The sequence below is a fragment of the Pseudomonas mosselii genome (assembly GCF_019823065.1).
GTDB lineage: Bacteria > Pseudomonadota > Gammaproteobacteria > Pseudomonadales > Pseudomonadaceae > Aquipseudomonas > Aquipseudomonas mosselii.
Genome location: NZ_CP081966.1, coordinates 3,168,170 through 3,182,437 on the forward strand (window position 1 = coordinate 3,168,170; position 14,268 = coordinate 3,182,437).

18 protein-coding genes and 2 pseudogenes are annotated in these 14,268 nt (G+C 64.3%); 9 read left to right on the top strand and 11 right to left on the bottom strand.

Features of this window, described 5'->3' with window-relative positions:
* Positions 1-7 precede the first annotated feature (7 nt).
* From hbdH to K5H97_RS14710, 3 genes are all read left to right on the top strand, one after another.
* Positions 8-778 carry a 3-hydroxybutyrate dehydrogenase gene (gene hbdH / locus K5H97_RS14700; RefSeq protein WP_028688960.1) on the top strand — a complete coding sequence of 257 codons (771 nt, stop codon included), beginning with the start codon at positions 8-10 and terminating at the stop codon, positions 776-778.
* A gap of 191 nt (positions 779-969) precedes the next feature.
* Complete coding sequence (locus K5H97_RS14705; protein WP_028688961.1) at positions 970-2,919, top strand: acetoacetate--CoA ligase; 1,950 nt, start codon at positions 970-972, stop codon at positions 2,917-2,919.
* 53 nt (positions 2,920-2,972) lie between these two features.
* A complete protein-coding gene (locus K5H97_RS14710; RefSeq protein ID WP_008095636.1) occupies positions 2,973-3,248 on the top strand; it encodes a peptidylprolyl isomerase in 276 nt (91 codons plus the stop codon).
* Here K5H97_RS14710 and K5H97_RS30015 read toward each other — a convergent pair.
* The 3 genes and pseudogenes from K5H97_RS30015 to K5H97_RS14720 all read right to left on the bottom strand — a co-directional run bounded on the left by K5H97_RS30015 (position 3,236) and on the right by K5H97_RS14720 (position 5,117).
* Positions 3,236-3,694: a CZB domain-containing protein gene (locus K5H97_RS30015; protein ID WP_371349964.1), complete on the bottom strand. Its 459-nt coding sequence runs from the start codon at positions 3,692-3,694 to the stop codon at positions 3,236-3,238. The two genes, K5H97_RS14710 and K5H97_RS30015, sit on opposite strands and share 13 nt — an antisense overlap.
* A gap of 36 nt (positions 3,695-3,730) precedes the next feature.
* Positions 3,731-3,970: pseudogene (locus K5H97_RS30020) on the bottom strand (methyl-accepting chemotaxis protein); the annotation flags it as partial.
* A gap of 523 nt (positions 3,971-4,493) precedes the next feature.
* Positions 4,494-5,117: a LysE family translocator gene (locus K5H97_RS14720; RefSeq protein WP_028688962.1), complete on the bottom strand. Its 624-nt coding sequence runs from the start codon at positions 5,115-5,117 to the stop codon at positions 4,494-4,496.
* A 136-nt stretch (positions 5,118-5,253) separates the two neighbouring features.
* Between K5H97_RS14720 and K5H97_RS14725 the strand changes: the two genes are divergently transcribed.
* Positions 5,254-6,069 (top strand): AraC family transcriptional regulator, encoded by an 816-nt coding sequence (locus tag K5H97_RS14725; protein ID WP_028688963.1) that lies wholly within the window; start codon positions 5,254-5,256, stop codon positions 6,067-6,069.
* Between the two features lie 63 nt (positions 6,070-6,132).
* The gene (locus K5H97_RS14730; protein ID WP_028688964.1) at positions 6,133-6,753 is read left to right on the top strand and encodes a LysE family translocator; all 621 of its coding nucleotides are present in this window, start codon (positions 6,133-6,135) and stop codon (positions 6,751-6,753) included.
* Here the strand turns inward: K5H97_RS14730 and K5H97_RS14735 are convergent.
* On the bottom strand, positions 6,731-7,426 hold the full coding sequence (locus tag K5H97_RS14735; RefSeq protein WP_028688965.1) for a metallophosphoesterase: 696 nt from the start codon (positions 7,424-7,426) through the stop codon (positions 6,731-6,733). The two genes, K5H97_RS14730 and K5H97_RS14735, sit on opposite strands and share 23 nt — an antisense overlap.
* A gap of 74 nt (positions 7,427-7,500) precedes the next feature.
* Between K5H97_RS14735 and K5H97_RS14740 the strand changes: the two genes are divergently transcribed.
* Positions 7,501-8,007, top strand: coding sequence for a DUF3016 domain-containing protein (locus K5H97_RS14740; protein ID WP_028688966.1), 507 nt, complete (start codon positions 7,501-7,503; stop codon positions 8,005-8,007).
* A 3-nt stretch (positions 8,008-8,010) separates the two neighbouring features.
* Here the strand turns inward: K5H97_RS14740 and K5H97_RS14745 are convergent, their stop codons facing one another.
* Positions 8,011-8,520: a DUF2867 domain-containing protein gene (locus K5H97_RS14745; protein ID WP_028688967.1), complete on the bottom strand. Its 510-nt coding sequence runs from the start codon at positions 8,518-8,520 to the stop codon at positions 8,011-8,013.
* A gap of 156 nt (positions 8,521-8,676) precedes the next feature.
* Between K5H97_RS14745 and K5H97_RS14750 the strand changes: the two genes are divergently transcribed.
* A complete protein-coding gene (locus K5H97_RS14750; protein ID WP_028688968.1) occupies positions 8,677-8,919 on the top strand; it encodes a hypothetical protein in 243 nt (80 codons plus the stop codon).
* A gap of 3 nt (positions 8,920-8,922) precedes the next feature.
* Here K5H97_RS14750 and K5H97_RS14755 read toward each other — a convergent pair whose 3' ends face one another.
* Positions 8,923-9,423, bottom strand: coding sequence for a methylated-DNA--[protein]-cysteine S-methyltransferase (locus K5H97_RS14755; RefSeq protein WP_028688969.1), 501 nt, complete (start codon positions 9,421-9,423; stop codon positions 8,923-8,925).
* Positions 9,424-9,573: 150 nt separating this feature from the next.
* On the opposite strand from K5H97_RS14755, the gene K5H97_RS14760 reads away from it, so the two are divergent.
* Complete coding sequence (locus K5H97_RS14760) at positions 9,574-10,083, top strand: GNAT family N-acetyltransferase (protein ID WP_028688970.1); 510 nt, start codon at positions 9,574-9,576, stop codon at positions 10,081-10,083.
* Here K5H97_RS14760 and fos read toward each other — a convergent pair.
* From fos to K5H97_RS14780, 4 genes are all read right to left on the bottom strand, one after another.
* Positions 10,074-10,484, bottom strand: a complete 411-nt coding sequence (gene fos / locus K5H97_RS14765; RefSeq protein WP_028688971.1) for a fosfomycin resistance glutathione transferase — start codon at positions 10,482-10,484, stop codon at positions 10,074-10,076. The two genes, K5H97_RS14760 and fos, sit on opposite strands and share 10 nt — an antisense overlap.
* A 78-nt stretch (positions 10,485-10,562) precedes the next feature.
* Entirely contained in the window at positions 10,563-10,910 is a 348-nt protein-coding gene (locus K5H97_RS14770; RefSeq protein ID WP_232108862.1) for a hypothetical protein, read from the bottom strand.
* A 137-nt stretch (positions 10,911-11,047) separates the two neighbouring features.
* Complete coding sequence (locus K5H97_RS14775) at positions 11,048-11,587, bottom strand: GNAT family N-acetyltransferase (protein WP_036985747.1); 540 nt, start codon at positions 11,585-11,587, stop codon at positions 11,048-11,050.
* Positions 11,588-12,529: 942 nt separating this feature from the next.
* Positions 12,530-12,769 (bottom strand): YceK/YidQ family lipoprotein, encoded by a 240-nt coding sequence (locus K5H97_RS14780; RefSeq protein ID WP_028688974.1) that lies wholly within the window; start codon positions 12,767-12,769, stop codon positions 12,530-12,532.
* A 103-nt stretch (positions 12,770-12,872) separates the two neighbouring features.
* Between K5H97_RS14780 and K5H97_RS29685 the strand changes: the two are divergent.
* Positions 12,873-13,086: pseudogene (locus tag K5H97_RS29685) on the top strand (site-specific integrase); the annotation flags it as partial.
* A gap of 194 nt (positions 13,087-13,280) precedes the next feature.
* Here K5H97_RS29685 and K5H97_RS14785 read toward each other — a convergent pair.
* A protein-coding gene (locus K5H97_RS14785; RefSeq protein WP_155952655.1) for an IS5 family transposase occupies positions 13,281-14,134 on the bottom strand; the annotation gives its coding sequence in 2 pieces (ribosomal slippage) (positions 13,281-13,790 and positions 13,793-14,134; 852 coding nt in all).
* Positions 14,135-14,268 lie beyond the last annotated feature (134 nt).

A 14,268-nucleotide genomic window follows, 5' to 3' on the forward strand; every position in this document is an offset into this window, starting at 1 on the left:
GAACAGCATGACGCTCAAAGGCAAGACCGCACTGGTCACCGGTTCCACCAGCGGCATCGGTTTGGGGATAGCCCAGGTGCTGGCCGAGGCCGGTGCCAATATCCTGCTCAACGGCTTTGGCGACCCGGCGGGCGCCATTGCCGAGATCAGGCAGCACGGGGTCAAGGTGGCCCACCACCCCGCCGACCTGTCCGACGTGGCGCAGATCGAGCAGATGTTCGCCTTGGCCGAACGCGAGTTCGGCGCGGTCGACATCCTCGTCAACAACGCCGGCATCCAGCATGTGGCGCCGGTCGAGCAGTTTCCGGTGGAGGCCTGGGACAAGATCATCGCCTTGAACCTGTCGGCGGTGTTCCACGGCAGCCGCCTGGTCCTGCCGGGCATGCGCGCGCGGGGCTGGGGGCGGATCGTCAACATCGCCTCGGTGCACGGCCTGGTGGGCTCCACCGGCAAGGCCGCCTACGTCGCCGCGAAGCACGGCGTGGTCGGCCTGACCAAGGTCATCGGCCTGGAGACCGCCACCAGCAACGTCACCTGCAATGCCATCTGCCCGGGCTGGGTGCTGACCCCGCTGGTGCAGAAGCAGATCGACGACCGCGCCGCCAATGGGGGCGACGCGCAGCAGGCGCAGCACGACCTGCTGGCCGAGAAGCAGCCCTCGCTGGCCTTCGTCACGCCCCGGCATCTCGGCGAGCTGGTGTTGTTCCTGTGCGGCGAGGCCGGTAGCCAGGTGCGTGGCGCCGCCTGGAACGTCGATGGCGGCTGGCTGGCCCAGTAAGCGGCTAAAGTGGAGTAAGGACACCCTGACGCCGGATGATCAGGGTTACACGTTTTTTGTAGCAGCCCCGCCGATTGGTGCGTCAACGCTGAAACCCTGGGGCCGCTGCGCGGCCCTTTCGCGACGCAAGGCCGCTCCAGGGATTGCGCTTGCCTGTTATCAGACCAGTAGCCATTACCGAGGGTCCCGGCATGAACGACGTCCTCTGGCGCCCCTCCACCACCCGCATCGAAGCGAGCCGGATGGAAGCCTTCCGCCGCCGGGTCAACCGGCGCTTCAACCTCCAGCTCGACAGCTACGCCGCCCTGCACCGCTGGAGCATCGAACAGCGCCCACAGTTCTGGCAGGCCCTGGCCGAGTACTTCCATGTGCGCTGGCACACGCCACCGGCAAGCATCCTCGAGGAAGGCGAGCACATGACCGAGGCCCGCTGGTTCCGCGGCGCCACCCTGAATGTCGCCGAGCACCTGCTGCTACGCCGCGACGACCGCCCGGCCGTGGTGGCCCTGCGCGAGGACGGCGCCCGCCACAGCCTCACCCACAATCAACTGGCCGCCCAGGTCGCCGGGCTGCAACAGGCCTTCAGGCACGCCGGCATCCAGCCCGGCGACCGTATCGCCGCAGTGATGCCCAACACCTGGGAAACCCTGGTGGCCATGCTCGCCGCCACCAGCCTCGGCGCGGTCTGGTCCAGTTGTTCACCGGAGTTCGGCACCCATGGCATCATCGACCGTTTCGGCCAGATCGCGCCCAGGCTGCTGGTGGCGTGCGCCGGTTACCAGTACGCCGGAAAGACCATCGACCAGGTGGAGAAGATCAACCAGGTCGCGTCCCAACTCCCCAGTGTCGAGCGGTTGCTGGTAGTGCCCCACACCCGACCGCAGACCCGCGCCGATGAGTTCAGCACCCAGCAGACCGTGCTGTGGGATGACTATTTCACCCCGGGCGGCACCCCGGACTTTACCGCCCTGCCCTTCGACCATCCGCTCTATATCCTTTACTCCAGCGGTACCACCGGCGTGCCCAAGTGCATCGTCCACCGTGCCGGTGGCGTGCTGCTGCAACACCTGAAAGAACACGGTCTGCACAACGACCTCAAGGCCGACGACGTGCTGTTCTACTACACCACCTGCGGCTGGATGATGTGGAACTGGCTGGTCAGCGGCCTGGCGGTCGGCGCCACCCTGGTGCTGTACGACGGCTCGCCGTTTCATCCGGGCCCCGAGCGCCTGATCGACCTGATCGACGCCGAAGGGATCCATGCCTTCGGCACCAGCGCCAAGTACCTTGCCGCACTGGAACAGGCGAGCGTCGAACCGGCAAGCTCCCACCGCCTCGACAGCCTGCGGCTGATCCTCTCCACCGGATCGCCCCTGTCACCACACAGCTACGACTATGTATACGCCAAGGTGAAGCCCGACGTGTGCCTGGCGTCCATGTCCGGTGGCACCGATATCGTCGCCTGCTTCGTGCTCGGCAACCCGCTGCTGCCGGTGCGCCGCGGCGAAATCGCCGGCAAGGGCCTGGGCATGGCGGTGGACGTGTGGAATGAACAGCGGCAATCGATCACTGGCGAGAAAGGCGAGCTGGTCTGTACCCAGCCCTTTCCTTCGATGCCGCTGGGGTTCTGGGGGGACGACGATGGTAGCCGCTACCATGACGCCTATTTCAGCCAGTTCGAGGGTATCTGGTGCCAGGGCGACTATGCCGAGCAGATCCCGGGCGGCGGCCTGGTGATCCACGGCCGCTCCGATGCCGTGCTCAACCCCGGCGGCGTACGCATCGGCACCGCGGAGATCTATCGCCAGGTGGAAAAGGTCGAGGAGGTACTGGAGAGCGTGGCCATCGGCCAGGACTGGCACAACGACGTGCGCGTGGTGCTGTTCGTGCGCCTGCGCGACGGCCTGCAACTGGACGACGCCCTGCGCCAGCGCATCCGCCTGGTGATCCGCCAGTACACCACGCCGCGCCATGTGCCGGCGGTGATCGCCCAGGTCGACGATATCCCGCGCACCCTCAGCGGCAAACTGGTGGAGCTGGCGATCCGCAACGTGGTGCATGGCCTGCCGGTGAAGAACACCGATGCGCTGGCCAACCCCGAGGCGCTGGAGCAGTTCCGCGACAGACCGGAGTTACGCTGATGACGCCATCAGGCATAATGTCGACCTTTTGCCCCCGAAGCACAGGTAAGCCCATGAAAGCCCAAGCCCGCCACATCCTGGTCAAGACCGCTGACGAAGCCGAAAAGCTCAAGCAGCGCATCGCCAACGGCGAGGCCTTCGACGTGCTGGCGAAGAAATTCTCCACCTGTCCGTCCGGCAAGCGCGGCGGCGACCTGGGCGAGGTGCGCCCGGGCCAGCTGGTCGGCGCCATCGACCAGGTGATCTTCAAGAAGCCCCTGCGCGTGGTACACGGGCCGATCAAGAGCAAGTTCGGTTATCACCTGGTGCAGACGTTCTACCGCGACTGAGCCTCATCGGCGCGGCGCCTTTGCAGCAGCGCCGGCGATTGTTCGCCACTGGCGACCACGCGCTCCAAGCCTTCCTGCACGGCCAGGCTGGCGCTTTCCATGTCGGCCACTGCCTTGAGCATCGCTGCGGTATTGCCGCTGGCATGGGCATCAATGGCGTCGAATGCGCAACGGTGCACGGCGGCATGGGGCGCGTCGATGTCCTTGTATCCTGCAAGATGTGCATAGTGCAGGGCCCCGTCCCCCTCGCGATACCACTTGCCCAAGCGGCAAAGGGTATGGTCGGTAAAGTCCGCGCCGCGCTCCTGCGAGACCCCGAACAGCACCTTGTAGACGCGGAACTTGTAGATCAGGTGGTCGAGCTTGGCCAGCTCGCAGAAACTGCGCAGCGCCGACACCGATGCCGAACCCTCCGCCACCGTCGACATGTCCAGCAACTGGCGCATGGTACTGGCCGCCGTCTGGCCAACACCGCTGTACGATGACGAATGCTCGGCCAGGCTGGCGATATGCCCGCGGCTTTGCGCACTGTCGGCTCGAATGGCCGAGACCAGCGTGCCGATTTCGGCAGTGGCGTCCGCCGTGCGCCTGGCCAGGGTCCTGACTTCATCCGCGACCACGGCAAAGCCGCGCCCGGCATCCCCGGCCCGCGCCGCCTCGATGGCCGCATTCAGGGCCAGCAGGTTGGTCTGGTCCGCCACCTCGCGGATGATCTCCAGCACACCACCGACCTGCTGGGCTTGGTGATCGAGCCTGCCAACCTTCTCCGACGCCTCGCCGGAGGCATCGGCCAGTTGCTCAAGATTGGTCGCGATGGCATCAATGCTGGCCTGGTTGCTGCTGGCGATACCCTGGATGCGGATGGCGTACTGCCTTTCCTGCTCCATGCTGTGGGCGAGGCTGGCGAACGAGGTCTGGGTCATTTCCAGGGAATGCGAGAATGCCGAGAGGTTGCCGGCCAGGTGGGCGAACACCTGGTTCTCCCGTGCCAGTTCCGTGGCCTTCGATTCTGCCTCGCGGGCGCGCTGCTCCCACGCCACCAGCTGTGAGCGGCTACGTTCGAGCGCGAGGTTCAGCTCCTTGATCTGCGGGTCTTGCCGACCTGCCTTGCTCCACCACTTCACACCACGCTCCCGGGATAGACCCACCACTTGTCACCCGGCGCAAAAGCGCCGGGCAGAAACAGGGAAAGGTGTCAGCAAGCGCACAGTGCGGCAATACTCAGCTGCACTGAAAAACAGCGGATCAGCGACGAGCCGCGAGCAGGCCAAGCCCCGCGCACCCCAGTAGCGAGGCACTGACCCGGTTGAACAGCCGACGTGGCCCGGGCCGTTCGAACCAGCGCTGCAGGTAGGCGCCGAGCCCGGCGTAGATGGCGATGGCCGCCCACTCCAGCAGCAGGAACAGCACGCCCAGCTGCAGGAACTGCTCGCTCACCGGCGTGGCGCTGCCCACCGAGACGAACTGCGGCAGGAAGGCGGTGAAGATAAGAATGGCCTTGGGGTTGCCCGCCGCCACCCAGAACTCCTGGCGCGCCAGCTTCCAGGTGCCGCGCGGCTGCTCGCCGGCCACCACCGCCTCGCCGACCGGCGCCCGCCACAGCTGCCAGGCGATATAGAACAGGTAGCCAGCGCCCAGCACCTTGATCGCCAGGAACAGGTACTCGCTGGTGTGCAGTACCACGGCCAGGCCCATGGCAGCCAGGGCAATCATGCCGCTGAAGGCCAGCAAGCGCCCGGCGCCGGCCACGCAGGCGGTGCGCAGGCCGTAACGGCTGGCGTTGTGCAGGGACAGCAGGTTGTTGGGGCCCGGCGCCATGTTCAGGGCGAAACAGGCGGGGATGAACAGCAGCAGGCTCGACAGGTCCATTATTCTTCTCCAGCGGTGACCGTCGCAGCGTCGCGCCCGGCGGGCAGGCGCGTCAAGCACAGTGGCACGGTAAATGGCCGGAACAGCAGGCACGCGCTAGACTGGCGCCCTGCGCTCCCCTCCAGGCCCTCTCGCCATGACCCCATCGAGCAGCGAAATCTGGCACGACCCGGCCCTGCCCTACGTCGAGAGCCGACGCGCCTGCCACAGCCGTGCCTGCTACAAGGCCCACAGCCACCCGAGCTTTTCCATTGGTGCGGTGGATGCCGGTCATAGCCGCTTCACCGGGGCCGGCGACGGACAGGTGCGGCTGGCACCCGGCACCTTGGTGTTCGTGCCGGCCCAGCGGGTGCATGCCTGCAACCCCGAAGCCGGACAGGCCTGGAGCTACCAGATGCTGCACCTGGACGCCGATTGGCTGCGTTGCCTGCGCCTGGAGTCGGGGATTGCCGCCGACCAACCCAGCGCGGCGGCCCGGATCAGCCGTTCGGCAGCTCTGTACCGGCGGTTTTGCACACTGAACACCCTGCTGTTTTCCAGGGCGACGGCGTTCGAGAAAGAGGCGGCACTGGTGGCCTTTCTCGGCGACAACGACTTCTCCATCCATCCGCACCTGCCACCTGCGCCGCCCTTGCCACCTTCGACACTCCGCGACCTGCTGGGCCATGCCGAGGAGCAGACGCTGGCCGAACTGAGCCTCGACCGCCTGGCACGGTTGGCCGGCATGGGGCGCTATCAATTGATCCGCGCCTTCAGCCTCGCCACCGGCATGACGCCCCATGCCTACCTGCTCAACGCCCGTGTAAACAAGGCTCGGCAACTGTTGCGCCAGGGCCAGCCGCTGGCTGAAGTCGCCTACGGCCTGGGCTTTGCCGACCAGAGTCACTTCCAGCGGGTGTTCAAGGCGCATGCCGGGGTAACACCGGGGACATACCGCGCAGCCTTGCAATAATCTTCAATACCCGCCCTGTCACCCCGCCACAGACTGCGGCTTCCTCTCCCTGGAAGCCCGACCATGCAACTGTTCCTGCTCATCGCCACCGCCCACTTCCTCGCCCTGCTCTCGCCAGGACCGGACTTCTTCCTGGTGGCCCGAACCTCGGCCAGCGCCGGCTGGCGGGTGGCCAGTGGCGCCTGCGCCGGCATCGCCCTGGCCAATGGCGTGTTCATTGGCGCGGCGTTCGCCGGGGTGTCGTTCCTGCGCGACGGCAGCCCGCTGTTCGTCGCCCTGCAACTGGCCGGCTGCGGCTACCTGCTGTACATCGGGCAACTGTTCCTGCGCCATGCTGGAAAGAGCGGCCTGACGGGTTCCGCCGCCCATGCTTCATCCCACGCCGGCAGTTGGCTGAACAGCCTGGGCATGGGCTTCGCCTCGGGCATCCTCAACCCGAAGAACGCACTGTTCTACGCCAGCCTGGCCAGCATGACCGCCAGCAGCGGCGCCCTGGCCAAGCTGGCCTATGGCATGTGGATGTTCGCCATCGTCCTGGCCTGGGACCTGCTGGTGGCCTTGGCCATCGGCAATCAGCGGGTGCTGCACCGCTTCGCCCGCGCCCTGCCCTGGCTGGAACGGACTTCGGGGGTGATGCTGATCCTGCTCGCCAGCGGCGTGCTCATGCACCTGGCCTTGGGCTGAGCAACGTCAGCCCCCGCAGCTCGAGCAGGCTGAAGTGACCACGGCTCCAGCCGCCGGTGTCCAGGTGCCAGACGTTGCCCAGCACTTTCACCTCCAGCACTGGCGTATGCCCGACCAGCAAGGCACGCAAGCCCTTCACCGGTCGGCTGTCGCCCTCCTTCAGGCGCCGTCGCGACCACTGGCACACCTCCCGCACCTCGGGGTCATCCCCAGCCTGCAGGTTCACGCATAGATGCTCCCAGTCATCGAACGGGCTGTCGGCGTGCAGCAGCCCGACCGGACCGTTGGGTGTATCGATCTGCAACGCGATCGGTAGCCGCTCGAACGCCTCGACGAAACGCGCCTGCTCCGTTTTCGGCAGGTCGAGGAACCAGCCGCCGCCGGCCGCCCGGTACATGTCCAGGTCAACCCGTCCGCCGCGCAGGTGATTGACCGCCAGTGACTCGTGGTTGCCCTGCACCGCGTGGAACCAGGGCTTGGCCAGCCATTCCAACGCCTGCGGGCTGGCCGGCCCGCGGTCGACCAGGTCACCGACGCTGAACAGGCGGTCCACCGCCGGATCGAATTCGACGGCCTCGAGGCATTCCTGCAAGCGTTCGAAGTGCCCGTGAATATCACCCACGGCCAGGTCACGCCCGCGGGTATTGGCGGTCATCCGCCGAAAAGCGCTCATTGCATCAGTCCTCTGCTTATGCCCCGTACCGGCGTAAAATAGGCAGGCAAGCCGCCCCACCCCGGAGGTGCATCATGCGTACCACCCTGGCCAGCGCCCTGTTGCTGGTGCTGGCATTCGACAGCATGGCACAGGGCACCCCGACCGCGCAGGTCGAGGTGCGTTTCGACCACCCGGAAAAATTCCGCGATGCCAGCCTCGACAACCGCGGCTATCCCCAAGGCGCCGACCCGCAAGTGATGAAGGCCCTCACCCAGCACCTGCAGAAGCTCGGCCAGCGCTACCTGCGACCCGGCCAGCAACTGGTCATCGACATCCGCGACATCGACCTGGCCGGGCGCTTCGAGCCCTGGCACAGCCAGGCCTACGATGTGCGCTTCATGCGCGAGGTCACCTGGCCCAGCATCGACCTCGACTACACCCTTCAGCAGCCAGGGCAGGCCGCGCTCAAGGCCCAGGAACACCTGAGCGACAAGATGTACCTCAGCCGCCCCGGCCGCCTGGGCAGTAACGACCGGCTGTATGCGGAAAAGGCCATGCTCGGTGATTGGTTCCGTCAACGCTTCGCGCCGCCGTCCTGATCGTCACCGCGCCAGCCGGCGCAGGGCGATGGGCGCGATCAAGCGATGGAACGGCGCCACCGGCAGCATGTACAGGCGGCCCAGCCAGTTGTGCGTGCGCACCACGGTGCTGACCAGCACCTCGCACCGCCCCGGGGCCGTCGGGCGACGCATCAGGGCGATGTGTACGTCCAGATGATGATCGCGGTCGACCAACAGCACCTCATTCGCGCTGTTGCTGATCAACGTAAAGATGCCCACCCGCTCTCCGGGCTGGTAGCTGTCCGGGGCGCGGGCTGGATCGATGGCGGTCAACCGGCCCAGGTTCTTCAGCCCAAGCAGCCCGACCAGGCGATTGCGTAGGACCATCAGTTCGTCGATCCAGCCGGGCATGCTCGCCATCAGGCGCAGGAAGTGCGCCATGGCGGGCTGCCCGTCGTCCGCCAGGTCGATCGCCCGGCAATGACGGAAGCCCGCCTGCGCGGCGTGGGGGGCGATCAATGAGTCGGCGGGTATGGCTGCGGCATGGGTCATTGCGGTCTCGTCCGTGAAATCGACACATCGGCGCTGGGAGTCAGCGCCCATCGATTGTATCCTCGTCAGCCGACGACATGCCAAGGACGGATGCACCATGAGGAGCCGCATGCTACGACCGGTCTCACCGGCAGGCACTGCCGGGGTATCGCCCCTATGAAGTATGTGCTGGTGATCCTGGCCAGCTATACCAGCGCCTGGTATCTGGTGGGCACCCTGATTCGCGGGCGCTTGGCCGATATTGCCGAAGGCCTGCGCCATCGCCCGGACGCCCCGCCTCCAGGGCAGTACCTGCGAGAAGTCGAAGCCCACGCCCGCCGCGCACACCGCCACTACAGCCTGTTTGCGGGCACGCTGTTGGCCCTCGTGTTGGCGCTGCTCTGTTTCTGGCTCGACTGACGCCTAGAAATCCAGCGCCAGGCTCTGCCGCCCTTCCAGTGCCAACAGGAACTGCTTGGCCGGCAGGCCGCCGGCAAAACCGGTGAGACTGCCCGAGGCTCCGATCACCCGGTGGCACGGTGCGATGATCGAGATCGGGTTGCGTCCGTTGGCCGCGCCTACCGCACGGACCGCATCGGGCTTGCCGATCTGCCGTGCGATATCGCCGTAGCTGCGGGTCTGGCCGAAGGGAATGGTCAACAGCGCCGCCCAGACCTCCCGCTGGAACTCGGTGCCGGCGAAATCCAGTTCCAGCTCGAAACGCTGGCGTTGCCCGGCAAAGTACTCGCCCAGCTGGCGGGCGGTCTCGCGCAGCACGCCGTGCCGGTCGTCGCGGTGCAGGTCGCCCAGGCGCACCCGGTTCTCCCGCTCGTGCTCCCACAGCACGGCGGCCAGCCGCTCGCCCCGCGCCACCAGGGTCAAGGTGCCGACAGGCGATTGCATGAGGGTGAAGGCACAAGACATGACAGGCTCCGGCAAGACGACGATCGCTGCACTCTACCCATCGCGGCACGACGGCGCATCCGCTTTCTTGCCCGGCCATCGCCACTGGCCAGCTTTGGCCTGCGCCTCGTACACTGAGGCGCCACTCGTTTTTCAAAGGATGGAAACACAGTGAACGACCCATCGCCCGACATCGTCATCGAACGTTTTGCCGAGCAGCATCTGCAGGGCATCACTGCGCTCTACAACGAACCTGCCGTGTGCCGCCAGGTACTGCAGATGCCCTATCAGTCCGTCGAAGTCTGGCGTGAGCGCCTGGCCACCTACCATGAGCGACAGGTCCGCCTGGTGGCGGTGCACCAGGGCCAGGTGATCGGTAACATCGGCCTCGACCAGAGCACGCGCATCCGCCAGGCGCACCTGGGCGAGCTGCTCATGGGTGTTGCCCAGGCCTGGCAAGGCAGGGGCGTCGGTTCGCGGCTGATGGCCGCCATCCTCGACATTGCCGACAACTGGATGAACCTGCGCCGGGTCCAGCTCACCGTCTACGCCGACAATGAGCCGGCGCTGGCGCTGTATCGCAAGTTCGGCTTCGAGACCGAAGGCCGGCTGCGCGATTACGGCGTGCGTGACGGGGTGTATGTCGATGCGCTGTGCATGGCGCGGATGCGTCAGCCGTAGAACACCATGCCCGCGTAGGGCTTGGCCCGACAGGCCGCCAGCCGCGACTGCAGATCGCCGACATGGGCTTCGAGCTGGTGGCCGTCCGGGTCGAGGAAGTACAGCGAATCGCCCTCGCTGCTGTCCTGTTTCCAAAGTTGCACGGCATGCTCATGCAAGCGCTGGGCGAATGCCACGAAGTCGGCCTGGCGGATGGAAAATGCGTAGTGCGTGTAGTTGCGCTGTAAGTCGCCTGCCTCGATCTGGTCGACCGACAGGCACAGCCAAAGGTCGCCCAGACTCAGATAGGCACCGCGGTCCCAGCGCGCATCAAGCTTGAAGCCCAGGACCTGCTGATAGAACACGATGCTGTCCGGCAGGCTGGAAACCGCCAGGGTGAGATGGTTGAGTCCGTTCAACATGAGGGGCACCTGAGGTGAAGTGAGGCGGGATCGCTTCACGGAGCGCGATGGAAACGAGCGCGCCCCGCTACGCTGCGATCATACCCGCGAACACATCAGCGCGGCATCGAGCAGACGCCCCTTGTCATACCAGGCATCACGCTGGTACGCCGAGAACTGATGCTGCCCGGCGGCGCCTTGAACCTTGACCAGCCCCTCGGCCTTGTTCGGGTCGGTGCTGGCGACAAACAGCTCCAGGGCGTCCTGGTTCTGCATGACATAGGTCGTGGCCGTATCGGGAAGCTCGGCCTTGACGCAGTTCAGGTACTCCGGCGGGCTTTTCGAGGTCATGCCGAAAGTGTTGTCTCGGCCCGCGCGGATATCGGGATCATGTGCGCAGCCGGCAAGCAACAGGCTGGCCACCACTGCCATCGTCAAACGGCTCATACAGACTCCAACCACCCCAGCAGCAAGCCCTGGACAGGGTCATACACCCACCACCCTTTTTAATAGTCTGCTTACGATCTACAAGACTAGCCCGGGGTGACGGGCACGGTAGGCCGGTTCGCTATATCGCCAGGCTTTCAGGTCGGCTTGTCGATTCGGTAGAGCACATGCGGGCGCAATGCATTGCCTTCAGGCACCGTTGGGTCGGGGAAGTCCTCCGCCGGGTCCGAACGCATACCCAGCCGCTCCATCAATGCCCGTGATGGGGTATTGATGCTGGAGGTGTAGCCGATGACTTGCCTTAATCCAAGCGTCGACCAGGCGTGCTCCAGGCATGCGCTGGCCGCCTCGAATGCGTAGCCCTGCCGCCAGTGGCTGCGTCCGAGGATCCAGCCGATTTCGACCTGCGGGCCGCCCGGGATCTCATCCCCGGTCAGGGACAGCCCAAGCCCACCGACCAATGCGCCATCGGCCTTGCGCTCGACGGCGACGAAACCGAACCCGTGGACCTGCAGATGTTGATCGCAGTCCGCGAGCATCGACCGGGTTTGATTGGAAGACAGTATCGCAGGGTAGTAGTAGCGCCTGACTTCGGGGTCGGCATTGACGAGGGCAAAGGCCTCGATGTCCCGATCGGCCCAGGGGCGCAGGACAAGACGCGGTGTTTCGATGAACATGGGTAAACTAAAACTCCCTTCTACCAGGCACTCCTCGCAACAAGGAGGTTGCCATGCCACGACTGGATCTTGAGTCAATAGCGAAGGTTTGCCCCACGCGTGGAAATCCACCGTGCTGGGATAGGTGGGGTGTTCGAACATCAAGGTGCTGCGCATGGACCAGATGCCCGTCGAGGCAGAGGTGCATGACTACACCGAGGGGTTGCTGGTCATTTCGCAGAGCAGCGTTGCCGAGCGCTGATCCGCTCTCTCGTTGACCTCATACGATCCAACCATCCCATCAGAACTCCCCTGGCCGGCAAAGACTGAATCATATTCGATACCCGGCTGCTGGGTCGATGTTGCCGTGGCGTGCAGGCACAAGCGCCAGTTCAGGGGCCGTATCCCCAGGAATGGGGATCAGGCACCGGCCTGGAGAAACACAAAAACCGCCACCACATCCAAAGCCAGCACGGCAGCCACGACGAAGCTCATGAAATCGAAATCATTCTGGAACATGTCCGCTCTCCCCGCATGATCGCTTTCCTGGGTTCAAGCAACTCCCATTCCAGCCTGCCCGCGCCGGGGCCATGTCCATTGGTCAGGCGAGACGGGCGTTTCGGGCAAACAGGCGTTTACTGATGATCATGCCCCTGGCTCGCGCAAGGATGCCCATCAAGGTGTGCCCCCATGAGACGCATCCAGAAGATCATCCAGCAGCGCCGTCGGCAGCTGCATGTCCACATTCCGCCCAGCGAATTGAAGGGAATGCAGTGTGGCGATGGGCCCAGCGCGGCGAAACCGCTGCCACCGCGAGAGGTTCGTCAGGCAGGAATGAGAAGAACCGCACTCGAAGGGGCAGCCACTGACTGAGCAGGCCCTGCCCGAACCGTCAGCGAGCGCCAGCCGGATGCTGCGCGCTGCACTTGCCGTTGGAAGGCTCAGCCAATGACTGGCCCATGATCAGAGGTTGCAGGTGTATTGATACTCAAAGGGAAAGAAAACGGTGTCCACCACCAGGGAAAACGGCGCATCAATCAGTAAAAAAGGGATCAGCTTGCCTTTGGAGGTGCCGACCAGCCACCAATCGAACCTGAGGCCGATGTAGGGGCATCGGTGCTTGTCATAATCCATGCGCATGGCGGTAGCCATGCACCCACTCAAGCTGGCGATCAGCACCAGTAAAATCGCCTTGCAAATCACGTAACGTCCTTTTTGCTTCCTTGCACAGACCTCTATAGACGCCGTTGCGTGGCGTGGGTCACCCGCTGGCGCCGATGGTGAAGAGGCTGAGTGAACTGGGATCAGGAGAGCCCCATGCAACTGTCGTCACACCTACGCGACAATAGCCGCAATGTCTGGCCTCAACTCCCGCATTTATCACCCAACAGCTGGGTTACAGCGTGCGCATGCTGCTGTCGACGCATGCGCGTTGGCTCAACTCAAGCTCCGACTGGAACGAGCTGGACACGCTCAGGATTGGTATCAGATCGGTATCAGCTGAAAATCCAGCCACGTAAGTTACTGATAGGTAAGCGCTTTGATCTCCACCGCTAATATCACCATGCGCTATACGATGGGATTTGGCGGGTGGGGATGTGTCGATTTTGTTGGGCCAAATCCCCCTCAATCCCCTACCGGAACGCATCCGCTGGTTCGCAAATTGGTCCGAATCTGGTCCGAGATGCCCCATGCCGAATGTGCATAAGGCTTTCTAGGCTCTGTACGAAAAGTAATGTCGTAAACACCGCCGCCAGCAAGCCAGCGTGAGCATCGCAGCGAAGCTTTCCGCTAGCTTGCAATAGCGTGTACCCAGGCGGCGGTGCTCCTTCAACCAACCAAATAGGCGTTCGATAGCGTTCCGCTGCCGATACTTGGGCTTGTCAAATAGCCACGGCAAGCCCGGCTTCGGCTTGCGTTTCATGTCACGCAGCGGAATCACCGGCTGCATCCGATAGCGGTCGCAGTATTGCCGCAAGGATTCTGCGTCATAGCCTTTGTCGGCCAGGAGCCAGCGGCAGCGCTTGCGTGGCCTACCTCGATTCGAAGGGATGTGGACACCGTCCAGCAGGCGCTGAGCATGGGAGATGTCGCTGGCATTACCACCAGAGAGCGTGAAGTGGAGTGGGATGCCACGGGCGTCACTGACCATGTGAATTTTCGTCGTCAACCCGCCCCGGCTTCGTCCAAGTGCGTGGTCCGTTGGTTCTTCAGCCCCCCTTTTTTGCCTGCTCCGGCAGAGGCTCGGGTGGCCCTCACGGCGGTTGAGTCGATGCACCAGGTGGTCAAGTCAATCTGGCCCTGTGCATTGAGTTTGAGGTGTAACCGCTTGAGCATTTTGTTGAAGGTTCCTTGGTTTCGCCAGTCTCGAAATCGTTGATAGACCGTCGACCACGGCCCGAATCGTTCAGGCATGTCCCGCCAGGTTGCGCCTGAGCACAGCACCCACAACACGCCGTTGAGCATCAAGCGATCATCGACTCTTGGGCGTCCTGTACGTCGATGTGCGGTGAAGAGGTCCGCGACTATTTCCCATTCTGCATCGGAAAGTTCGTATCGCTTGGACATGGCAGAATCCTTCGCCTAAAAAGCGAGAACTCTACGGAAAATCAGGCCGCCAGAGACTCCGGTGAGGTTTCAAAGGTTTTCATACAGAACCTAGGGCCTTCGAAGACAGCCACCTCCGCGACAAGCATGGTAGC

Excerpts from the sequence above, each read along its gene's own strand:
- K5H97_RS14730 (WP_028688964.1), top strand. The coding sequence starts at position 6,133 with ATGCAACTGTTCCTGCTCATCGCCACCGCCCACTTCCTCGCCCTGCTC.
- K5H97_RS14710 (WP_008095636.1), top strand. The coding sequence starts at position 2,973 with ATGAAAGCCCAAGCCCGCCACATCCTGGTCAAGACCGCTGACGAAGCC.
- K5H97_RS14755 (WP_028688969.1), bottom strand. The coding sequence starts at position 9,423 with ATGTCTTGTGCCTTCACCCTCATGCAATCGCCTGTCGGCACCTTGACC.
- K5H97_RS14705 (WP_028688961.1), top strand. The coding sequence starts at position 970 with ATGAACGACGTCCTCTGGCGCCCCTCCACCACCCGCATCGAAGCGAGC.
- K5H97_RS14720 (WP_028688962.1), bottom strand. The coding sequence starts at position 5,117 with ATGGACCTGTCGAGCCTGCTGCTGTTCATCCCCGCCTGTTTCGCCCTG.
- K5H97_RS14775 (WP_036985747.1), bottom strand. The coding sequence starts at position 11,587 with ATGTTCATCGAAACACCGCGTCTTGTCCTGCGCCCCTGGGCCGATCGG.
- K5H97_RS30015 (WP_371349964.1), bottom strand. The coding sequence starts at position 3,694 with ATGCGCCAGTTGCTGGACATGTCGACGGTGGCGGAGGGTTCGGCATCG.
- hbdH (WP_028688960.1), top strand. The coding sequence starts at position 8 with ATGACGCTCAAAGGCAAGACCGCACTGGTCACCGGTTCCACCAGCGGC.
- K5H97_RS14770 (WP_232108862.1), bottom strand. The coding sequence starts at position 10,910 with ATGAGCCGTTTGACGATGGCAGTGGTGGCCAGCCTGTTGCTTGCCGGC.
- K5H97_RS14725 (WP_028688963.1), top strand. The coding sequence starts at position 5,254 with ATGACCCCATCGAGCAGCGAAATCTGGCACGACCCGGCCCTGCCCTAC.
- K5H97_RS14735 (WP_028688965.1), bottom strand. The coding sequence starts at position 7,426 with ATGAGCGCTTTTCGGCGGATGACCGCCAATACCCGCGGGCGTGACCTG.
- K5H97_RS14750 (WP_028688968.1), top strand. The coding sequence starts at position 8,677 with ATGAAGTATGTGCTGGTGATCCTGGCCAGCTATACCAGCGCCTGGTAT.
- K5H97_RS14745 (WP_028688967.1), bottom strand. The coding sequence starts at position 8,520 with ATGACCCATGCCGCAGCCATACCCGCCGACTCATTGATCGCCCCCCAC.
- K5H97_RS14740 (WP_028688966.1), top strand. The coding sequence starts at position 7,501 with ATGCGTACCACCCTGGCCAGCGCCCTGTTGCTGGTGCTGGCATTCGAC.
- fos (WP_028688971.1), bottom strand. The coding sequence starts at position 10,484 with ATGTTGAACGGACTCAACCATCTCACCCTGGCGGTTTCCAGCCTGCCG.